The sequence below is a fragment of the Oxalobacter paraformigenes genome (assembly GCF_000158475.2).
Taxonomy (GTDB): domain Bacteria; phylum Pseudomonadota; class Gammaproteobacteria; order Burkholderiales; family Burkholderiaceae_D; genus Oxalobacter; species Oxalobacter paraformigenes.
Genome location: NZ_KI392031.1, coordinates 1,078,786 through 1,100,463, shown reverse-complemented (window position 1 = coordinate 1,100,463; position 21,678 = coordinate 1,078,786). Strand labels below are relative to the sequence as shown.

Genomic DNA, 21,678 nt, shown 5'->3' with positions numbered 1-21,678 from the left:
TTAGATCTGGACGGTATAAGCGGCATTTCGGGCGGCATTGACATCGATTTGTCCCCCACGAAGCGCGATCAGAGAATAGGCTTCGGCATCGGAACCGCTTGTTCCCGAAGTCAGGCCAGACACATCGTTGCCATTGACAGCCGCGATGTTTCTGACCGTCAGGTCCGATTTGAATTCGACATGCGCGGATTCCGAGGCTTCCACCCCGGCAGCGTAAGCAAAATCACTGTCCGGTGAAACGGCCTTGATGTTTTCAATGATGGCCTTGCTGTTGATGATGATATGGGACTGATGGGCCGGTGCAAAGCCTGTCGTGCTTGCTGTGTGCGTCCTGATGCCGTATGCCTCGGCCTGCTGTTGTGTCGAGGTCAGATGAATGTCGTGGAGGTGGAAGGTGCTGCTCGCATCCTTGCCGAACGTCATTTCCGTGAATGGACGGGAAGAATTGCCCTGATTGGCATAAATGCCGGCGAGAAAGCCGGTATATCCGGCTGTTCCCGAATTGATGGCTTTTGCACTCAGATCCGTGTTTCCGTCCACGCGGACTGAACCGCCTTCGAAAAACAGGTTGGCTCCGCTGAGCGCGTATTTTCCGCCATACGTGCTCCGGACGGTCAGGTCTCCCGTCACGACCAGATTGGCGTCGCCAATTCCGGTAATGTCGCCACCGGAATCATAAGCCATGCTGTTCGAGTTGACGATAAGATTTCCGTTGACGGTAAGATTGTTCCGGGCGGTGTTATAAGGGTTATTGTTGATTTGAATCGGAGACCATGAACCCGATTTGTCGATGGTAAGGGTGCCTTTTCCTTCATCAATCGTTATGGTGGCTGTGGCGCCCTTGTTGATCAGGATGGCTTCATCACCGCCCGTTGCGGTGATGGTCGCGTCAGAGGAAGCGATGTAATTTTCGGTTCCGGAGGATTGCGAAATGCCGTTGGCGGGGATTTCGGCTGCTTCTATCCCTCCCCTTCCCCGATCAGGGTGTCAAGGAAGACGGCCGTTAGGAGTTAGTTTGCTTTTTTTCATGAGCGTTGGATTTCAAAGAGGTGAAATGTTCAATCCGGGAAATTTTTTCGCCGTTTCAGCGGGTTTTCCAATAACGTGTCTGGCGTTCGCGACAACTTCCGGATTCAAGCGTATTGCCCATTTCAAAAACAATCGCGCCATCCCGGTCTGTCCGGTAAGTCCGGATATCCAGCAGGCCATAACGGTCGACAGCCCGTTTTGCCGGATGGCCGTAACGGTTGAGGTAGCCGGTCTGGAAGACGGCGAAGCGTGGTTTGACGGAAAACAGGAACGGCCATGTCGATGAGGTTTGGCTGCCGTGATGCGGAGCAAGAAGAATGTCGGCTTTCAGTTTGTCCGGATAGCGGTTGACCAATTCGCGTTCCTCGCCGCTTTCGATATCGCCTGTCAGAAGCATCGCGTATTTTGGCGTGGCCACTTTGAGGACACAGCTCAGGTTGTTGGTTTTATGATTGTCGTCCAGATAGTCGTCGCTTGCCGGATACAGCATCTCGAAACGGATGCCTTCCCATTCCCACTGTTGCCCGGCCAGACAGGGCCGGTGGACGGGAAGAATCCTGACCAGAAGGGAATCCGGCGGCATGGAGGACAGGACTTCGTCAACCGGCAGTTTTCCTGTCAACGCGAGCAGGCCGCCGGAATGATCGTTGTCTCCGTGGGAAACCACGATCGTGTCCAGCCGGTCTGTTCCCCGGGATTTCAGATAGGGATAAATGACGCTTTCAGCCGCACTGGCATTGGCCGACCAGCGCGGGCCGGTATCGAACAGGAGCCGGTGTTTTTGCGTTTCGACCAGAACGGCGCTTCCCTGCCCTACGTCCAGTACGGTAATCCACGCTTCGCCGTAACCGGGATGGGCCGGCGCGGAAAGGAAAAGCGGCAGCCAGCAAAGCAGGCCCAGCCCCCGGAACGGCCAGCCTTTCGGCGCCAGCATCCAGAGCGTTCCCGCCAGAGCGAAAATGATGAGGTAAAAAGACGGAACCGGTGCGGACCAGACGGCAAATGGCAGAAAACCGAGCCATTCGAGAATATCTGCAAGGGTTTGAATGGCAAAATGAACGACCGTCAGAACAAGGTTGATTAACGGTGACGGCAGGACGCTGCCGAGCAGGGCCAGTGGCGTGACGAACAGGGAGACCACAGGAATGGCAAGGGCGTTCGCAAGCGGCCCGATCAGGGAAACGCGGCCGAAAAACAGCATGGTCAGGGGAACGAGACCGATGGTGACGGCCCACTGGGTGCGGGCGGCTGAACCGAGGATATGGCGCAACCGGCTGAAACGGCTGTCTTTTTCAGGCAAGCGGCGGGTTCTGTCTGCCGTCGCATACAGGATGGTTCCGACTGCAACAAACGAGAGCCAGAAACCCGGTTTCATCAGGGCAAGGGGGTCAAAAAGCAGAACGACGCCGGCCGCTGCCAGAAGGACATGGGAAAAACGGGTCAGGCGGCCTGTCCACAATGCCAGGGCAACGATGACGATCATGCAAAGCGTTCTTCTGGCCGGAATGCCGAAACCGGCCAGCGCGACATAGAGGAGCGCCATGCCCACACCCGCGATAGCGGCGGCTTTCTGGGCAGGAAGCAGAAGGGGCAATTGCTTTTTCGTGAAAAAGGAACGTCGCCAGAGTGCGCTGACCAGTCCGGCGAAAAGGCCGGACACTAGGGTGATGTGAAGGCCGGAAATGGCAACGAGGTGGGAAATGCCGGTCCGGTTGAAGATTTCCCAGTCCGAACGGGAAATGGCTTTTTGCTCGCCGATTACCAGTGCGACGATGACGCCGGCGTATTCGCCATCCGGCAAGGCACGGTAAATCCGTTCCCGAAGTTTCTGGCGGATCGCGTTGATCGCGTTCATCGGCGTGAATACGAAAGTATCGACCAGTTCGTTTGGGTCAGGCAACCGGACGTCGGTGTTGACGTGACCGGTGGCGCGGATGCCCTGTTCAAAGAGCCAGAGTTCGTAATCGAAGCCGTCGGGATTGGCGGGGCCATGCGGTCGCTTCAGGCGCACATTGAATTGCCATTTCTGGCCGGGCAGCACATTCCTTGCCCTTTTTCCGATGAAAGCGGCATGACTGTCCTTCCATGAAAGCAGGATGTTGTCGGGAATGAGGACGCGCCGGTTCTGATAAACCGCCTTTTCGGTGCGGAATTGGAAACGGACGCCTCCATCGTCGGCTTGCGGCAGACTGGACACCGTTCCGGTCACGACCAGATTTTTGTTTTCCAGGGGTTCCGGCAGGTTTTGGGCCAGTGTGTGAAGGGCAAGCAGCGATGACCAGAAGATGCCGAAAGCGGTTCCGGCCGCCAGCCTCAACACAGGATTTGCCAGAGGATAACGCCGGATCAGGGCCGGCAGAAACGACAGGGAAAAAAGAAGGACGGCAAGAACGCCAAGGCCGAAAAGAAAGGGTTTATTGGGAAGTGTGGATTGTCGCTGGAGCCATGCTATGCCGAGGATGAAGCCGACAATCGCACTTTGCATTTATCCTTTCGTCAATAATGGAGCCAGCCGCGGGATGGCTTCTGCGGCATTGCGGCAGGTACGTTCAGCCAGTTCATCGGGTGAAATGCCGCGCAAGGCAGCAATGGCCTCACCGATGCGCGGCAGTTCCAGCGGGCTGTTTTCCTTCCGGTTTTTCCAGACCGGCGGCAGATCGGGCGCATCGGTCTCGACGACGATCGTGCCGATGGGCAGTTCTGCGGCCAGTTTGCGCAATTGCCGGGCCCGTTCATAGGTGCAGGTTCCGCAGAAACTGATTTTGAAACCCTGATTGATGAATGCATCGGCCTGCTGGAAACTGCCGCTGAACGCATGGGCGATTCCCTTGCGGATGCCCTGCTGTCTCAGGTGTTTCATGACCGTATCGACCGAACGCCGGGTATGCAGCAAAACGGGCAATTCATGTTTTTTCGCCATTTTCAGCTGTTCGACCAGAAAATGTTCCTGTTTTTCGCGCAGGGGCGATTCCGCCAGTTCGGGAACATAAAAGTCGAGTCCGATTTCACCGATGGCGACAAGACGGGGATCGGACATTCCTTCGGCAAGGGCGTTTTCAAGGGCGGCCAGATCGTCTTCGGTGCTGTGCGGCACGTACATGGGATGGATGCCGAGTGCATAGGAACAGTTGGTGCAGGCATGCGCCAGCGTCGCGACCCGGCCGAAACTGGCGCGATCGACGGAGGGAACGACCAGGTGAGCGATGCCCAGTTTCCCGGCGTCGCTGGCGATTTGCCGTTCCCGTCCCGCAAATTCGGAGGCATCAAGATGGCAATGCGTATCAATCCACATGGCTGGAAGTGTCGCCAATAAAAAATCCCAGTCTAATTTAACTTATCCGGATAATTTTTGCAGGCCTTTTTCCGACATGCGGTAAATTTTGTCGCAGCGTCCGGCCAGATCGCTATCATGCGTGACGATGACGAAAGCGATTTTCAGGGTGGTCGAGAGTTCCAGCATCAGGTCGAATATCTGCTGTGCCGTCGGCCGGTCCAGATTGCCGGTCGGTTCATCTGCCAGCACGCAGGCTGGATGGGTGACGAGCGCGCGTGCCAGCGCGACGCGTTGCCGTTCGCCGCCGGAAAGTTCACCCGGCACGTGGATGACGCGGTTGTCGAGCCCGACGCGCGAAAGGATCGCACGGGCCGCTTGCTGTGCCGCCGCGCGGTTTTCCCGGCGGATCATCAGCGGCATGGCGACGTTGTCCAGCGCCGAAAATTCGGGCAACAGATGGTGGAACTGGTAAACGAAGCCCAGCGCCCGGTTGCGCAATTCGCCGCGCCGCGTTTCGTTCAGATTGGCGAGATTCCGGCCGCCAAGCGTGACGGACCCGGCGGTGGGCGTATCGAGTCCGCCCAGCAAATGCAGGAGCGTCGATTTGCCGGAACCGGACGCGCCGACAATGGCAATACGCTCTCCCGCCCTGACTTCAAAGCGGATGTCGTTTAACACGTTGACGGTATAGTTTCCCTGCCGGAACGTTTTGCACAGTCCTTCGCACGCCAAAACGGTTTCATTCATAACGCAGTGCCTCCGCGGGGTTGACCTTGGCGGCGCTCCAGCTGGGATAAAGGGTCGCCAGGAAAGACAGGACGATGGATGCGCCGCCGATGACCAGCACATCCGTCAGACGCAGATCGGACGGCAGGGAACTGATCAGGTAAATGTCTTTCGGCAGGAACTGGAAACCGAAAAGCCGTTCGATGAAGGGGACGATGACGTCGATGTTGACGGCCACCAGCATGCCGAATCCCAGCCCGATCAGCGTTCCGAAGATGCCGGCCAGCGCTCCCTGTATCATGAAAATTTTCATGATCGAACGGGGCGAGGCGCCGAGCGTGCGCAATATGGCGATATCGGCCTGTTTTTCGGTGACGGTCATGACGAGTGTCGAGACCAGATTGAAGGTGGCAACCGCAATGATCAGCATGAGGATGATGAACATCATTTTCTTTTCGGTCTGGACGGCCGCGAACCAGTTGCGGTTCTGTTTCGACCAGTCGCGCACGATGACGTCGTCGTCGGAAAGCAGGAGACCGATTTCATGCGCTACCTGAGGAGCTTCCTGCATGTCCTTGATTTGAATGCGCAATCCGGTTGGTGCGTTTGTCCTGAACATGCGCATGGCGTCTTCCATGTTGACGAACGCGAGCGTGGAATCGAATTCAAAATGACCGGCCTCGAATATGCCGGAGACCGTGAACTGTTTCAGGCGCGGCAATACGCCGGCAGGCGTGACCTGCCCTTGCGGAATGACGACCGTCAGTTTGTCGCCGGGGCCGATGCGCAGCATGCGGGCCAGTTCCTTGCCGATGGCGATGTTGAAGGAGTCCGGTTGCAGATCGCCCAGTTTGCCGGCAATGAACTGGCGGGCGATTTCGGAGACGTTGGGTTCTTCTTTCGGTTCGATGCCGCGCACGATGACGCCACGCATCGTGTCGTTGCGGGTGACCAGCGCCTGACCGATGACATAGGGTGCGGTGCCGGTCACTTCCGGGTTCTGCCTGGCGGTTTCGGCTGTTTTCCGCCAGTCGGGAAGCGATCCGTAAATATCCTGGACTTCGATATGCGGCAAGACCGACAGCATCCGGTCGCGGACTTCTTTCTGGAAGCCGTTCATGACGGACATGACAATAATCAGGGCAGCGACGCCCAGTGCGATGCCCGTCATGGATATCAGCGAAATGAATGAAATGAACCGGTTGCGGCCGCTGCGTTTGCCGGAACGGAGATAACGCAGTCCGACAAGCCATTCAAACGGCAGATTGGAAAAAATTTTCAACGTGATTCCCCCATCGAGATGGCACAGTTTGCCATATATTCGGTGTGTCGTCACACACGGATCGGCAATCGGCTTGCTTTATCGCAGGGCTGTTGCGAAAACCGGGCCGCCTGCGCCCGGACAAACGCCCTGATCCAGGATGGCAATGACAAAACCCTGGCTGAAAAGTTTCACGGGAGCACGAAATAGTGCGAGAATACGGTCTTTGCGGTATGGGTCTGGCCGTTCCTTCTTCATTCCCGTATCCGCCCGAATGAAATTTTGCAGTCATGACCCGAATCGTCGTCCGTTCTTTCCCCGCCAAAGCTTTTCAGGATTTGTGCCGTACAGGAGTCCATCCCGTTCTCGCCCGGATTTTTGCCGCGCGCGGCATTTCCGACCCTGCCGAATTGTCCACCGGGCTTTCCGGCCTGATTCCTCCGGGGCGTCTGCTTCATATTGACCGGGCCGCTTCTTTTCTGGCGGATGCCATTGCTCTTGGCAGGAAGATCACGGTCGTTGCGGATTACGACTGTGACGGGGCAACGGCCTGCGCCCTGGCCTTGCGTGGCCTGAAACTGCTGGGCGCACAGGCTGATTATATGGTTCCGAACCGGTTCGACAACGGTTACGGACTGACGCCGGCCATTGTGGACGAAGCGAAAAAACAGCATGCAACCGACGTGCTGGTCACGGTCGATAACGGTATTGCCAGTCTGGAAGGCATCGGGCGGGCGGTTGAGCTGCAAATGGACGTGCTGGTAACAGACCATCATTTGCCGGGTGACGAATTGCCGAAAAACTGCATTGTCGTCAATCCCAATCAGCCGGACTGCACGTTTCCCAGCAAAAGTCTGGCTGGCGTCGGCGTCATGTTTTATGTATTGCTGGCCCTGAGAGCCGAAATGCGGCGACGGAAGGTGTTCGATGAAAAAACGCAACCCCGGCTTGACCATTTGCTCGATCTGGTCGCGCTGGGGACATTTGCCGATGTGGTCAGGCTGGATGCGAATAACCGGATTCTGGTGGCGCAGGGCCTGCGCCGTATCCGTTCGGGCGTCATGCAGGCCGGTGTAGCCGCCCTCTTCCGCGTTTCCGGACGGGATTTCCGGAAAGCGTCGTCTTTCGATCTGGGTTTTGCCGTCGGTCCCCGACTGAACGCCGCGGGCCGTCTGTCGGACATGGGGCTGGGCATTGAATGCCTTTTGACCGATGATGAATCCCGTGCTTTTCAGATGGCGGAAGAACTGAACCGGATCAATATCGAGCGGCGGGAAATCGAGGCGGATATGCGCATCGAGGCGCGGGAGAAAATCGCCAAAGTCCATCCGGAGAACCGGGCCACCCTCTGCGTGCTGTCGGAAGACTGGCATCAGGGCATTATCGGCATTCTGGCTTCCCGCATCAAGGAGAAGCATTTCCGGCCGACAATGGCCTTTGCCACCGGCAAGGATGGGGAAATCCGCGGATCGGGACGATCCATTCCGGAATTCCATTTGCGCGATGCCCTGGATCTGATCGCCAAGCGGCATCCCGGCCTGATCGTCCAGTTTGGCGGCCATGCGATGGCGGCCGGCCTGACCTTGCGATCCGGCGGATTCGACGCTTTTTCCGAAGCGTTCGAGGCAGTCGCGCGTGAGTGGCTGACGCAGACGCAGCTAGAGCGCCAGATCGAAACGGACGGTTCCCTTGACGACGACTGTTTCAGTCTGGATTTCATCGAATTGCTGGAAACGCAGGTATGGGGCCACGGTTTTCCACCCCCGCTTTTCTGCGACGAGTTCACGGTAATCAACCAGCGTATCCTGAAAGACCGGCATTCAAGACTGCAACTGCAAAAAAACGACCGTTACTATACGGCTATCCGGTTCGGCAGTACCGAGCTTTTGCCCCGGCGTGTCAGGCTGGCCTACCGGCTGGACGCCAACGAATACAATGGCAAAACGTCTGTCCAGCTCATTGTCGAACACGCGGAAGGTTTGGAATAAGCGTTTTTTCCGTTCGGTCTGAGTGAAGGTTTATCGTGTATCGATGGCGGGCCCACTTTCAGTCAAAAAGCGGTTTCACCTGAATGAGCCGGGTACGCCTGATTTCTTCGGGCGTCATTTTGTGTTTCAATTCGTTGCACAATGCGGCGGCTATCGGGGTTTTGCTGGCGGCATGGCAAGAAATCGCACAGGCATAAAAGCGGTTTTGGGGAACGCCGCGACCGGAAAGATAAGCCAGACCGAGAGTTGCCTGGGCATTTGCTTCTCCTTGTCTTGCGGCTTTTTTCAACCATGAAATGCCTTTTTGATCGTTTTCAGGACTACGGTTATCAGTCAGGTAAGTCAGGCCAAGTTTTGTTTGGGCTGCTACGCTGCCGTTAAGCGACGCTTTTTCGTACCAGTAAACGGCTTTGTCCGGATCTTTTCCAATGCCCTCACCCCTTTCATAGGCCAAACCCAGCAATTCCTGTGCTGAAGGTTGTTCCTGATCGGCCGCTTTACGCAACCAGAATACAGCTTCTTCCGGGTTTTTTTCGGTTCCTCTGCCGTAAAAGTAAGCACGTCCCAGATTATATTGGGCTGCCGCATCGTTTTGTGCAGCGGCTTTTTTCCACCAAAATAGCGCCTTTTCCGGATTTTTTTCGGTTCCGATGCCTTTCTCATAGGCATATCCCAGGGTATTCTGGGCCAAGGCGTAATCCTGTGCGGCTGCTTTTTCCCACCAGAAAAAGGCGGTATGCGGGTTTTTTTCGACGCCTTTTCCATAGCGATAAGCAAGACCGAGATTATAGTACGCCAGGACGTCGTTTTGAAGGGCGGCTTTGTTCCACCATAAAATGGCCTTGTGAAAGTCTTTTTCGATTCCGTCTCCATCGTAAAAGGCATTGCCGAGCATGGTTTGTGCCCATGCATATCCCTGATCGGCCGCTTTTTTATACCAGAAGACGGCTTTACGGGAATCTTTGGGGGTACCTATGCCCTTTAAGTAAATATTGCCCAGGATATTCTGGGCAGCTGCTTTTCCGTGTTCAGCCGCTTTTTGACACCATGACAGCAATTCACGGTTTTCTGCCGGACTGTTTCCTTGCCGTGTTGCCCATTTTACAACACAGACAGAATGAGCATCCTCCCGAACCGGTTCTACTGACTCATCCGCAGGTTGGAAAATGGCGGAATTTGCCAGGACAGGCAGGGTCCAGAAGATAAAAAGAACAGGAAGAATACGAGGTCTGAAGAACGGACGAAGTTTCAAGAGCGTGGAAATATTTCCTAATGAGCAGGCCATTCGTTTATCCTTGATTGTTCAGATTGTCGGAACGGTATCGTTTCTTCGGCAAAACCGGGGACGACGCCATCGTCTGTTGTGGAATGCGTGCAGACTTTCTGAGCGCAGGCGCAGGAAAATCCGGGGGAATGGCCAAAAGGGTTTTGGCCATTCTTTTACCGTTCCGGCAATCAGTCGGGTTTTTTGTATGCGGCTTCCATGGCATTCATCATTGCAATCCGCAATCCGCCTGCCTCAAGCGCTTTCACGCCGCGAATGGTAATGCCGCCCGGCGAGCAGACGTCGTCTTTCAGTTTGCCGGGATGCGTTTTGGTGTCTCTTGCCATTTTTCCGGAACCGAGAACCGTCTGGCTGGCCAGCTTGTAAGCGATGTCTCGCGGCAAGCCGTAATAGACCGCGCCGTCGGCCAGCGCCTCGATCATCATGAAAACCCATGCGGGGCCGCAACCGGACAAGGTGCCCCCAATGCCCATCAGGTCGCTGGAAAGTTCTTCCACTTCTCCCAGTGCACTGAACAGTTTGCGGGTGAAAATCAGTTCTTTCGGGGACAGGTCGTTTGTGGATTCGATAATCGTCATGCCCTCGCCCACCATGGCCGGTGTGTTCGGCATGATGGCGCAAATATGGGTGGAGTTGTCCAGAAAACGGCGCAGGCGGCTGTATTGCCAGCCGGCGGCCACCGACAGCAGGGTCTTGTTTTTCAGCCTGTCGCGGTTTTCGTTCAGGACGCTTTCCACGATTTTCGGTTTCACAGCCAGCAAAACGATCTCACTGTTGTCGATCGCTTCGGCTGCCGAAGCGGCTTTGGCCATCCCGCATTTCTTGTTCAGGTCGTCCAGCTTGAAACCGTTTAAGTCGTAGGCGATGGATTCTTCCCCTTTTAAAAAACCTGACCTGACAGCGCCCAGCAGTATGGCGGACGCCATGTTTCCCATCCCGATAAATCCCAGTTTTTTCATCACAGTTCCTTTCAGTCAGGTTAATGCCGCAAGCGATGGCTCGTGACCGGAAACGCCACGCCGCTTTTTCCGGCAGGAAAACTCCGGAAATCCGGATTTTCCGGAAAGGTACCCGCGCAATCGGCGGCCATTTTGGCTTGCGATTTTCATCGTGTTTTCCCTTCATTTTACTTTTACCAAATGGTTACCGGAACTGCTTTTGCCGGAAACGGTCGTAAATAGACCATGCAGGCGGCCGATTGTTGTGCCGCCGCCAACCGTTTCCGGGAGAAGTCCATGCTCTACACTATCGCGGTCATACTTTTCATTTTGTGGATTATCGGGTTACTGACAACGCATCTGTTTGGCGGGTTTGTCCATTTGCTGCTGATTGCCGCGGTCGTCGTCCTGCTTTTCGGCTTGTTGACGGGAAGACGATCGTCCTGACGGAAACCGCGTTTTTCCCCTGACAGGCAGATGGTCGCTGCATGGGAAAAGTCCGTTTCCCCACTTTTTTGCAGAGCGTCAAAATACATGACGAATCGCGTTCAATGGAATATAGTGTTTGCTTTGAAAACAATTTATTCCGGTAAGAAAAGTCATGAATTTCGATGTCGTTATTGTCGGCAGCGGGCTGGCAGGCCTGTCCGTTGCCTTGCGTCTTCCCAGGACGTTCAAAATCGCGCTGATCTGCAAGCGGACATTGTGGGAAAGCGCCAGCAATTTCGCCCAGGGCGGCATTGCCGCTGTACTGGATCCGGTACTGGACAGTATCGAAAAACATGTTGAAGACACCCTGACCGCCGGCGCGGGGCTGTGTGACGAAGTCGCTACCCGGTTTATCGTCGAACACGGCGGGGAAGCCATCAACTGGCTGATCAATCAGGGAGTCCCCTTTTCCACGGACAAGTCCACCCAGACGGGTTACCATCTGACACGCGAGGGCGGTCACAGCGAGCGGCGCATCATTCACGCGGCCGACGCCACCGGGCATGTCGTCCAGCAGACGCTGGAAAAAATCATCCGGAACAGTCCGAATATCCATCTTTTCGAAAACCATTTCGCCGTCGATCTGATTACGTCCGAAAAGCTTTATGAAGACAAGCGGCCGGTTGAATGTTATGGCCTCTACGTTTTGAACGAGGAAGAGGAAAAAGTCCATACCTTTGCCGCGCGCCATACCGTTCTGGCAACCGGTGGCGCCGGCAAGGTTTATCTTTATACCACCAATCCGGATACGTCTACAGGTGACGGGGTAGCGATGGCATGGCGTGCCGGTTGCCGCGTATCGAATATGGAATTCGTGCAGTTCCATCCGACCTGCCTTTACCACCCCTATGCCAAATCCTTCCTGATTTCCGAATCGGTGCGGGGGGAAGGCGGCCTTCTGAAACTGCCGCCGGATGCCGGGGCGGATGCCGGCAAACGGTTCATGCCGGAACACGATCCGAGGGCGGAACTGGCGCCGCGCGATATCGTGGCGAGATCAATCGACTTTGAAATGAAAAAACGCGGTCTGGATTATGTCCATCTGGATATCAGCCACCAGGATCCGCAGTTTCTGAAGGAACATTTCCCGACGATTTACGCCCGCTGTCTCGAATTCGGCATTGATATCACCAAAGAGCCGATTCCCATCGTGCCCGCCACCCATTTCACCTGCGGCGGGGTCGTGACCGATACCAAAGGCAGAACCGATATCAAAAATCTCTATGCCGTCGGCGAGACGGCCTGTACCGGTTTGCATGGCGCGAACCGGCTGGCCAGCAATTCCCTGCTGGAATGCCTGGTTATCGGGAAAACGGCGGCGGAATACATCGCCAGCCAGCCGCGGGAGCTCTCCCCCGTTTTGCCGGAATGGGACGAAAGCCGCGTTTCCAATGCCAACGAGGATGTTGTCATTTCCCACAACTGGGACGAGTTGCGCCGGTTCATGTGGAACTATGTCGGCATTGTCCGGACGACGAAACGTCTGGAACGGGCACAGCGCCGGATCCATCTGTTGCGGGAGGAAATCGACGAGTATTACGCCAACTTCATCGTCAGCCACAATCTGCTGGAATTGCGGAATCTGGTGGATGTGGCCTCAATGATCGTCGAAAGCGCCCTTTCGCGCAAAGAAAGCCGGGGCCTGCATTACAATTCCGATTTTCCGACCACTTTCCCGAAAGCCATGCCGACTGTGCTGACGCCCGCCAGAAAACGCATTCTGTCCGGGACGTGATCAGAAGGGAAACTGCGGCAGGACGTTTTTCCGTTTTTCCAGATCGGCTTCTTTTTTGAGGCGGTATTCCAGGCCTTTGGCGATATCGGTGTTTTTGTTTTCGTTGGCGAAGTCGATGGCTGAATAACCGCGCTGGTTTTTCAGGGTGAGGTCAGCGCCATTGTCGTGCAGCAGTTTGACGGTATAGATATGGCCGTTTCGTGCCGCCATCATGATGGGGGTCGTTGCATTGGGCGATACGGCGTCGATGAAGGCATCCTTTTCCAGCAGCATCCGGACGATTTGGTTGTTGCCGCTGGCGGCGGCATAATGAAGCGGCGCCCAGCCGTTCTTGTTGACCTTTGCCCCTTTGTCCAGAAGCGTCTTCACCGCTTTTTCATTGGCGTTGTAGCACGCGATCATCAGGGCGTTGTCGCCATTGAAAGCTTCCGTGTCAATTTTCGTTCTCTTGTCGGAAAGCAGAACCGCCATGACGTCCATCGAGTTTTCCCGCATGGCGAGAATCAGGCCGGTGTCTCCCCTCTTCGGTTCGATGGCGTTGGGATCGAACCCTTTTTTCAGCAGCTCTTTCACTTTTCCCGCCTGATCGTTCTTGACGGCAATGAACCAGTCGTCAAATGAACCCGCTTTGGCTGATGGAAGCGCGGCCAGCACGGCCATAAAGAAAAAAAGGAACCGGCAGACGGTTTTCTGGAACGGAAAGGGCTTTGTCATGGTGGCGTCAGGGAAAATGCGGCAGGTAGCGTATTATCCGGCAAATTCTGCCGCTGTGAAGAGGAGTGCATCATTCACGCAACGAAAGCCGGAGGCAAAGACCGGTATCCGGAGAATGGCGGGTGCGGCAGAATGGACGGTTTCCACGTTTGACCCTTCCGGACTGCGGCGGTTCCCCTCTCACAAGATGGTGTCGGGAAACGACGTCATACGGCGGAAGGAAGGATTTTTCCCGGGCAGGCCGCCCCGGAAACTTTGGCTCTTTTTCCTTAGGAAAGTTTTTTGTATTTACATGTAAATCGTGCGGCAGGATTACGGTCACGCCTCTTTTTTCAGCGCCCTTGTATTTTTGAATATCTGCTTTTCGCTGTTTTTATTAAACTGGTTTCGGGTGAATATTGACTGTTGGTAAATATTGGTTTTTTCAGGTCAATAATTGAAGGAAAGCCTGTTTTTTATTAATCGAACCGGTCATTAATATTTTTTCCGGGATTTTAAAGACATTATCCCATTGAGACAGGCTCTTTTTTGATTTATATGTGCTTATTTTTTCACATATAAAAAATGAATACATATGCTTATTTTTACATATATATTCACGGTAATAATTCACGGACTGGCGGATGAACGGATCAATTATTCCGCAAGGGGAGGTTTCTTGAGAGATTTTCTAAAAAACGAGGGTAATGGAATGTTTTTATGAGGATTTTTGATGGGTAGATACAACAAGGGAGATTGCGTAACGCAATCTCCCCAGGCCTGGAGCTGATTAAACTGCCTGAATAAAGAGCGTGGTAACAACAACACCGGCTATAACGATAAACAGGGCTCTCAATGCCATGGCGGAGTTTTTCATGATATGTTCCTTACAAATTCTGTTAGTTAGTGAGAGAAATGCACCTCTTCTACATCGGCCATTCTGGTTTTCAGTACCGTTGGTGCTCACGTTGAAAACAATTCTACTCCCCTTTTTTTTAAAAGTCATAGTTTTTTCTTAACAATAGTTAAAAAAAACCTGAATCCGGAGTGAAATGGCCGATTATTTTTTAAAAAGGCGTTTTTTGACAGGATTTTTTGTCAGGAAGAATGCGTATTATCCGCAATGCCGAAAAGCCTGAAATAATTTTCGGAAGTGTGCCGGGCAATGCGGGAAACCGGCATGCCCTTGACCATGGCAAGCTGCTTCGCCACTTCCACGACATAGGCCGGTTCATTGGTTTTGCCGCGGAAAGCCTGAGGCGAGAGCCAGGGGGAATCGGTTTCGATGAGAATCCGGTCAAGCGGGATGAGTCGTGCGATCGATCTCAGGTCTTTGGAAGCCGGATAGGTCAGTACGCCGGAAAAGGAGATATAAAAGCCCATGTCCAGTGCGGCTCTGGCGATCGGCATTGTTTCGGAAAAGCAGTGCATGACGCCGCCGAAGCCGCCCTTGTCCAGTCCTGCGCCCTCTTCCTGCAGGATTTTGATGGTGTCTTCCGCGGCCTGCCGGGTATGGATGACCAGCGGTTTTCCGCAGGCGCGGGAAGCGCGGATCTGGGTGCGGAAACGGTCCATTTGCCATTTCTGGCGCGGTTTGACGCGATAATAGTCCAGTCCGGTTTCACCGATGGCGACGACTTTGGGATGGCTGGCCAGCTCGACCAGTTTTTCCATGTCCAGTTCTCCCACGTCCTTCGGGTCGGGATTGGGATGGACGCCGACGGTTGAATGGATGGTGTCGATTCTTTCCGCCAGTGCCAGCGCAGCGGGAAAATCGGCCAGACTGATGGTGACGCACAGCGCATGGCTGACCTGATTGGCGGCCATGTTGCGCAATACTTCATCCTGACGTTTTGCCAGTTCCCGCAAATGGATGTGACAGTGTGAATCGACGTACATATAAAAGAAAGGCCAGATTGATTTTACCGGAGGGCGGTATTGTACAGAATTTCGGCGCTCAGGGTGCAAATATTTTCCGGTAGTCCAGGAGCATGTCTTCCAGGGCGAGCCGGGGCACCAGAGGATGGTCGGCTGTTTTTTTGCGTTCGTTGACTTTTTTGAGCAAATCCAGCAGGCGGGGAATGTCGGCCCGGTTCGCCAGCGCTTCCTGTGCGGGGCGGTAGCCCGGGTAGTATCGCCCTTTTCCGGTCAGACGCAAGGCCAGCAGATCGTAGAGCCAGCGCTGGTGCCAGGTGATCAGGTCGGCCATCGGGACTTTCTGGAGCTTTTCCGCGGTTTTCAGAAGGCCGGAGTCGCCGGGGGCAGCCAGTTCGTCCAGCAACATCGTCATGTTTTCGCTGCTGCCGTTTTGCGCTTCGGCCAGAGCGGCAAGCGGCGCGCCTCCCTGTCCGGCAAGCCAGATTCCGGCATCGTCGATCCCCTGCTCTTTCAGCCAGATTTCGGCAACGGATTTTTCCGGCATCGGAAACGCCAGTTTGGAACAGCGCGAGACAATGGTCGGCAAAAGCGCGTCGAGGTGGCTTGTTGCCAGAATGAACAGGGTGTTGGCCGGCGGCTCTTCCAGCATTTTCAAAAGCGCGTTGGACGATTCGGACGTCATGGCTTCGGCCGGATAAACGAAAACGATCCGCAAACCGCCCCGGTGGGTCGAAACATTGATGAAATCCGCCAGGGACCGGACTTTGTCGATCCCGATTTTCCGTGACGGTTCTTTCGAGCTTTTGCCCGCGGCCGGCTCATCGTCGGAAACCGGTTTGTCGGCCTGATTGATTCCGCGCGCGATTTCGAGCGTTTCAGGCAGAATCTGCCGGTAATCCGGATGAGCGTACTGGCTGAACCAGTGACAGGAATGGCACGCTCCGCAGGCGTGCCCGTCAGGCTGGCGGTTTTCGCACAGCATGGCTTTCGCAAATGTTTCGGCAAACGTTTCCACGCCGGTTCCGGCCGGACCGTAAAACAGCAAGGCGTGGGGCAGTTTCGATTTCATCCGCTCGAGATGCCGCCAGTTGGCCGTGTGCCATGGATAAACCGGATTTTCCGTATTTTCAACTGTTTGCATGGTTTTTATGATTAAAAACTTTAATGAATGGCGCCTTGTTCAGTCCAGTTTTCCGATCAGGGTTTTCAGGGTTTCGCGGATCGCCGCGATGGGCCGGGAACTGTCGATGATCCGGAAACGTTCGGGAAACTCTTTTGCGCGCCGCAGATACTCGCCGCGTACCCGGTTGAAGAAATCCGCTTTTTCCCGCTCGAATTTGTCCGGGGAACGGGCAGCTTCCAGACGGGTCTGGGCGATGTCGGGCGACACGTCAAACAGGAAAGTCAGGTCGGGCTGGAGATGGGGATGCACCCAGGTTTCGAGCTGTCGCAGTTTTTCGCGCGCGAGTCCTCTTCCCCCTCCCTGATAGGCAAAGGAAGCGTCGGTAAAACGGTCGGAGAGGACCCACTCGCCGCGTCTTAAGGCCGGTTCGATGATGTCGGCGAGATGTTCGCGTCTGGCCGCGAACATCAGGAGGGCTTCCGTTTCCGGCGTCATTTTGTCATGCAGCAATATTTCCCGCAGTTTTTCCCCCAGTCCGGTGCCTCCCGGCTCGCGGGTGAGAACGACCTGCCGGTTTTTGGCCTTCAAGAGTCCGGTGACATAGTCGATATGGGTGGATTTTCCCGCGCCGTCGATGCCCTCGAAAGTGATGAAACGGCCGGGATAAGGGGGGTGTCTGCTTGGATTCATCGTATGTATTTATCGACTGCCTTGTTGTGTTCGTCCAGATTGCGGGAAAAATGGCTGCTGCCGTCTCCGCGAGCCACGAAGTAAAGCGCATCGGTTTGGGCCGGATGGAACGCGGCATTGAGCGCTTCATTCCCTGGCAAGGCTATCGGCGTAGGCGGCAGGCCGTACCGGGTATAGGTATTGTAAGGTGTATCGGCTTGCAAGTCTCTTCGACGGATTTTTCCCGTATATTTTTTGCCCATTCCGTAAATGACGGTGGGGTCGGTTTGCAATTTCATGCCGATTTTCAGCCGGTTGATGAAAACGCCGGATACCTTGCTGCGGTCGTCCGGATGGCCGGTTTCTTTCTCGATAATGGACGCCATGATCAGGGCTTCATAGGGATTTTTGTAAGGCAGCGCTAAATCGCGGTTTTCCCAGAGCGCGTTTAATCTCGATATCATGGCTTCGTAGGCCAGCCGGTAAATCTGCATGTCCGGCGTGCCTTTCCTGAAAAGATAGGTATCGGGATAAAAAAGCCCTTCTCCGGCATGCTGGAGAAGGCCCAGTTTTTTCAGCAGTTCCCTGTCTGTCAATTCGGCGGTTTCATGTTTCAGCGCCGGGTGTTTCGCTATCGCCTGCCGCATCTGGCGGAAATTCCAGCCTTCGATAATGGTCAGCGATTCCATCGCGAAAATGCCGCGGGTGATTTTTTGCAGAAGCCGGGCCGGCGATTCGCCTGCGCGGAGTTCATAGGGGCCGGAACGCAGGCTGGCACTGTTGCCGGAAAGGCGAACCAGCAGGCTGAACAGGGCGCCGTTGATGGGCACATCCTGTTCGTCCAGTTGCCGGATGACGTTTTTTGCCGTTCCGCCAGCGGCAATTTCAAACGATACCGGTTTTCCCCGGCTGAAAACCGGAGCGTGCATCCAGAAAACGAAGGAGGCAACGAGGATGACGGCGATGGCCGCCACTATGGCGGCCGCGACGAGGACGTGTTTCTTTGTCGGGCGCATCATGAAAGATTCTGTTGGTCGCTGGCTGTTTAAGAAAGGCCATCATGGAAACGGAAAAAAAGAATATACTCGACTTGAACCAATCCGAAAACTGTTTTATTCGAAACCATGAATCCAATCGCTTTGCCCCGTTCGTGTTCGCCAAAAATCCTTGAATCCGGTTATGCCGTGTTGCTGAAGCAAACCGGCCTGCTTGCTCTGGAAGGCGACGATGCCGTTTCCTTCATTCATGGGCAGTTAAGTAACGATATCCTGTATCTGGATGCCGCTTCGGCACGTCTTGCGGCTTATTGCACACCGCAGGGCCGCATGCTGGCGCTCTTTCATGTCTGGAAAGCGGAAGGCAGGATCTGGCTGATGCTGCCTCGTGACATCCTCCCGGCCTTGCAGAAACGCCTTCAGATGTATGTTCTCCGGGCAAAAGTGAAACTGGCCGACGAGAGCGGCAAGCAGGCTATTCTCGGCGTCGGCGGCAGACGGGCGGGTGCGGTGTTGTCACGATGGTTTTCCACCCTTCCTTCCGAACCGTTCGGCAAGGTGGAAAACGGTATGGGAGTGTTGGTCAGGGTCGGCGATGCCTTCGGTGCCCCGCGTTATCTGTTGACCGTTCCCCTTGCCCGCTTGCAGGAAGTGGAAAGCGCGCTTTCGGCAGAACTCGCCATGTGCGATGAAAACAGCTGGGCGCTGGGCGATATCGAAGCGGGCGTGCCGCAGATCACGCTGCCGGTTCAGGACAGGTTTATCCCGCAAATGGTCAATCTGGAACAGACTGGCGGCCTTTCTTTCAAAAAAGGCTGTTATCCCGGACAGGAAGTCATCGCGCGCAGCCAGTACCGCGGAACGGTCAGGCGCCGGATGTTTCATGCGTATATGGAACTGCCTGAAGGAAAATCACCCGCCATCGACCTGAACATGGCGTCAGGCGCCGATCTTTTCGATGCGGCGGGAGAGGTTTGCGGCACGCTTGTCATGGCGGCCCGCCGTGATGAAAACCGGGTCGATTGTCTGGCGGTCGTCCGGCTCGAAGCCCGCGAGACGGGCACGGTTCATGCCACAAAGGCGGACGGCCCTGCCCTGTCGTGGATGCCGCTTTCCGGTTCTCCTGTGGAAACCACTTCCTGAAAAAGGTTAATCCAAAATAGGAGATTTGATTGGCAAGTAATTGAATAGTATTGTTTAATCATTTCCATACGGCGTGAAAATGATGAACGGGGCCATGACCGTGCCCGACATCCAGTCTGTCTGATTCAGCCAGGGCTTTCGTCAGATAATCCTTGGCTTTTTTCACGCTTTCCGGCACCGGCAACCTTGTCATGAAGGCGGCGATGGCAGCCGACAGGGTGCATCCCGTTCCGTGCACGTTCCCGGTTTTGATGCGGGGCGCTGCCAGTTTCCTGATCGTCCCTTCCCCGTAAAGAAAATCCACGCTGTCTTTCGAGGCGGATTCCGGCAGGTTTCCGCCTTTTAGCATGACCCATTCCGGGCCGAGCGCATGCAAGGCGGGAAGCAAGGCTTGCATGGCTTCGATTGTATCGGGCGTTTGACTGTCAAGCAGGACGGCGGCTTCCGAAAGGTTCGGTGTAACGATGGCCGCAAGCGGTACCAGCTTGTCGCGAATGGCGGCAATCGCGTCGGGTTTTAAAAGCAGATCGCCGCTTTTGGCTACCATGACGGGATCCAGCACGACAGGGCAGCCGGGATGTCGTGAAAGGCAGGTGGCAACGGCTTCGGCAATGCCGGCCGTGGCGACCATGCCGATCTTGACGGCGGCAACGGTGACATCGTCGAAAACGGCGTCGATCTGATCGGCGACAAAAGCGGGATCAAGCGGCTGGAAAGAGCGCACGCCCATCGTGTTTTGCGCGACAACGGCCGTAATCGCGGCCATGCCGTAGACGCCCAGCGCGGAAAACGTTTTCAGGTCGGCGGAAATGCCGGCGCCGCCGCTCGGATCGGTGCCGGCGATAGTCAGAACGTTGGCGATCATGTCTGTTGTCTCCTTCAGTGAACCGGTTTCGGCCGGTTTTGGCAAAGGCTTTTATTTTACGTGAAGTGAAAAGGGCCCGTTTGATTTTCCTGTTTTTTCCACTGTCTTCCGGTTTATTGACCGAATGCCGCGATTGCCAACGTAAACGAGCGGAATCGGCAACGGCTCTGATTTAAGTAAAAAAGTCTTCCGTATCTTTCAGCTATGCTTGTTCAAACGCCAGGGACTTGCCGGAAGGTGCAGGCGCCACTTTTTCCTTTCAATGGATGGATAACCGTTATGGAGAATCGGGTGATGAATCGTGGAATCATGGCCGGCGTCGCAGTCGCCGGGCTGGCTTCCCTGCTGTTTCTGGGCGGCTGTGAAAAAAAACAGGAGATGCCACAGGCGGGAACGCCGAAAGTCACGACCATGACGGTGAAAGCGCAAAATCTGCCGGTGACGATGGAGTACGTCGCGCAGACAGCCAGTTCGCGTATGGTGAATATCAATGCCAGAGTGAACGGTTTCTTGCAGAAACGGCTTTATCAGGAAGGCGGCATGGTCAAAGAGGGACAGACGCTTTTCCAGATCGATCCCCGGCCCTTTCAGGTCCAGCTCGATGAAGCGAAAGCGGCCCTTGCTTCCAGCAAGGCCGCGCATGCGACCGCCAAATCCAATCTCGACCGTATCCAGCCGCTGGTGCAGTTGAATGCCCTTTCCAAAAAGGATCTGGACAATGCACGCGGACAGTTTCTGACGACGCAGGCTGCCGTCCATCAGGCGAAGGCGCAACTGGACGCCGCGAAACTGAATTTGTCCTATACAACGATCAAGTCGCCGGTGGACGGTCTGGCGGGGTCGGCGTCTGTCGCGGAAGGCACCTATGTGGATGCGACAAACAGCCGGCTGACGACGGTTTACCAGTTGTCGCCGATGTGGGTGAATTTCAGCCTGTCGGAAAACCAGTTGCTGGACATGCAAAAACAGATTCAGGCGGGAGAACTGAAAGTGCCTGACGACAACGATTATGTTGTTGAAGTGGTCTTGCCCGACGGGTCGGTTTTCCCCCACAAGGGGAAACTCGTTTTTTCGGCGCCGGATTACGATCCGACAACGGGCACCAATATGTTGCGCGCCAGTGTGGACAATCCGGCGGGCGTCTTGCGGCCGAACCAGTTCGTGCGCGTGCGCATGAGCGGTGCGGAGCGGCCGAACGCGATTTCTGTCCCGCAGAAAGCCGTCCAGCAGGGGTCGAAAGGCCATTTCGTCTGGGTGATCAAAGACGGCAAGGCGCAATACCGGCCAGTGACAGTGGGTGAACAGTCCGGCAGTAACTGGACGATTCTCCAGGGCTTGCAGAGTGGTGAACAGGTGGTTGTCGATGGAGTGCAGACGCTGTCGGCCGGCGCCGCTGTCGAGGTGACCGGAAATACGGTACAGCAGGAAGAAACTTCTCCACCCTCTTCCGGCGCTCCTGTACCGGACGGCAGCGGAACGGATCCCGCGTCCGGCGGGGATGAAACCGTTTCAAAAAGTGCGGATGCCGCCACCATTGCCGCGTCCCGGGAAAAGGCCGCCAGCCAGTCCGGACAGAAATGAAGGGGT

The 21,678-nt window shown here is 55.3% G+C and carries 18 protein-coding genes; 5 read left to right on the top strand and 13 right to left on the bottom strand.

All coding sequences use genetic code 11. The annotated features are described in order from the left end of the window. The 5 genes from OFAG_RS09170 to OFAG_RS09150 form a co-directional block, all read right to left on the bottom strand. Positions 1 to 684 carry a hypothetical protein gene (locus OFAG_RS09170; protein WP_005876519.1) on the bottom strand — a complete coding sequence of 228 codons (684 nt, stop codon included), beginning with the start codon at positions 682 to 684 and terminating at the stop codon, positions 1 to 3. A 400-nt stretch (positions 685 to 1,084) separates the two neighbouring features. Beyond that, positions 1,085 to 3,514: a DNA internalization-related competence protein ComEC/Rec2 gene (locus OFAG_RS09165; protein WP_005876520.1), complete on the bottom strand. Its 2,430-nt coding sequence runs from the start codon at positions 3,512 to 3,514 to the stop codon at positions 1,085 to 1,087. Further along, positions 3,515 to 4,321: a TatD family hydrolase gene (locus OFAG_RS09160; RefSeq protein WP_005876521.1), complete on the bottom strand. Its 807-nt coding sequence runs from the start codon at positions 4,319 to 4,321 to the stop codon at positions 3,515 to 3,517. A gap of 42 nt (positions 4,322 to 4,363) precedes the next feature. Further along, a complete protein-coding gene (gene lolD, locus OFAG_RS09155; protein WP_005876522.1) occupies positions 4,364 to 5,050 on the bottom strand; it encodes a lipoprotein-releasing ABC transporter ATP-binding protein LolD in 687 nt (228 codons plus the stop codon). Further along, positions 5,043 to 6,311: a lipoprotein-releasing ABC transporter permease subunit gene (locus tag OFAG_RS09150; RefSeq protein ID WP_005876523.1), complete on the bottom strand. Its 1,269-nt coding sequence runs from the start codon at positions 6,309 to 6,311 to the stop codon at positions 5,043 to 5,045. Before OFAG_RS09150 ends, lolD begins: the two co-directional genes overlap by 8 nt. Positions 6,312 to 6,580: 269 nt before the next feature. On the opposite strand from OFAG_RS09150, the gene recJ reads away from it, so the two are divergent. Further along, positions 6,581 to 8,278, top strand: coding sequence for a single-stranded-DNA-specific exonuclease RecJ (recJ, locus tag OFAG_RS09145; RefSeq protein ID WP_005876524.1), 1,698 nt, complete (start codon positions 6,581 to 6,583; stop codon positions 8,276 to 8,278). A 58-nt stretch (positions 8,279 to 8,336) separates the two neighbouring features. On the opposite strand, the gene OFAG_RS09140 is transcribed toward recJ, so the two are convergent. Further along, a complete protein-coding gene (locus OFAG_RS09140) occupies positions 8,337 to 9,335 on the bottom strand; it encodes an SEL1-like repeat protein (protein ID WP_187138743.1) in 999 nt (332 codons plus the stop codon). 398 nt (positions 9,336 to 9,733) lie between these two features. Beyond that, complete coding sequence (proC, locus tag OFAG_RS09135; RefSeq protein WP_020995175.1) at positions 9,734 to 10,522, bottom strand: pyrroline-5-carboxylate reductase; 789 nt, start codon at positions 10,520 to 10,522, stop codon at positions 9,734 to 9,736. Between the two features lie 276 nt (positions 10,523 to 10,798). On the opposite strand from proC, the gene OFAG_RS09125 reads away from it, so the two are divergent. Further along, positions 10,799 to 10,948, top strand: coding sequence for a lmo0937 family membrane protein (locus OFAG_RS09125; RefSeq protein ID WP_020995174.1), 150 nt, complete (start codon positions 10,799 to 10,801; stop codon positions 10,946 to 10,948). A gap of 154 nt (positions 10,949 to 11,102) precedes the next feature. Then, positions 11,103 to 12,725 carry an L-aspartate oxidase gene (gene nadB, locus OFAG_RS09120; RefSeq protein ID WP_005876529.1) on the top strand — a complete coding sequence of 541 codons (1,623 nt, stop codon included), beginning with the start codon at positions 11,103 to 11,105 and terminating at the stop codon, positions 12,723 to 12,725. Here the strand turns inward: nadB and OFAG_RS09115 are convergent, their stop codons facing one another. The 5 genes from OFAG_RS09115 to mltG form a co-directional block, all read right to left on the bottom strand. Further along, the gene (locus OFAG_RS09115) at positions 12,726 to 13,439 is read right to left on the bottom strand and encodes an ankyrin repeat domain-containing protein (protein ID WP_005876530.1); all 714 of its coding nucleotides are present in this window, start codon (positions 13,437 to 13,439) and stop codon (positions 12,726 to 12,728) included. Positions 13,440 to 14,516: 1,077 nt separating this feature from the next. Then, positions 14,517 to 15,317, bottom strand: coding sequence for a TatD family hydrolase (locus OFAG_RS09100; protein WP_005876531.1), 801 nt, complete (start codon positions 15,315 to 15,317; stop codon positions 14,517 to 14,519). A gap of 58 nt (positions 15,318 to 15,375) precedes the next feature. Beyond that, on the bottom strand, positions 15,376 to 16,437 hold the full coding sequence (gene holB / locus OFAG_RS09095) for a DNA polymerase III subunit delta' (protein ID WP_005876532.1): 1,062 nt from the start codon (positions 16,435 to 16,437) through the stop codon (positions 15,376 to 15,378). Between the two features lie 39 nt (positions 16,438 to 16,476). Beyond that, positions 16,477 to 17,109 carry a dTMP kinase gene (tmk, locus tag OFAG_RS09090; protein WP_005876533.1) on the bottom strand — a complete coding sequence of 211 codons (633 nt, stop codon included), beginning with the start codon at positions 17,107 to 17,109 and terminating at the stop codon, positions 16,477 to 16,479. Beyond that, a complete protein-coding gene (gene mltG / locus OFAG_RS09085) occupies positions 17,106 to 18,107 on the bottom strand; it encodes an endolytic transglycosylase MltG (protein WP_005876534.1) in 1,002 nt (333 codons plus the stop codon). Before mltG ends, tmk begins: the two co-directional genes overlap by 4 nt. Positions 18,108 to 18,212: 105 nt before the next feature. Here mltG and ygfZ point away from each other — a divergent pair, with 105 nt between their 5' ends. Further along, positions 18,213 to 19,226, top strand: coding sequence for a CAF17-like 4Fe-4S cluster assembly/insertion protein YgfZ (gene ygfZ / locus OFAG_RS09080; protein ID WP_005876536.1), 1,014 nt, complete (start codon positions 18,213 to 18,215; stop codon positions 19,224 to 19,226). Positions 19,227 to 19,284: 58 nt separating this feature from the next. On the opposite strand, the gene thiD is transcribed toward ygfZ, so the two are convergent. Further along, entirely contained in the window at positions 19,285 to 20,091 is an 807-nt protein-coding gene (gene thiD / locus OFAG_RS09075) for a bifunctional hydroxymethylpyrimidine kinase/phosphomethylpyrimidine kinase (protein WP_020995173.1), read from the bottom strand. A 294-nt stretch (positions 20,092 to 20,385) separates the two neighbouring features. On the opposite strand from thiD, the gene OFAG_RS09070 reads away from it, so the two are divergent. Next, positions 20,386 to 21,672, top strand: coding sequence for an efflux RND transporter periplasmic adaptor subunit (locus OFAG_RS09070; RefSeq protein ID WP_020995172.1), 1,287 nt, complete (start codon positions 20,386 to 20,388; stop codon positions 21,670 to 21,672). Positions 21,673 to 21,678 lie beyond the last annotated feature (6 nt).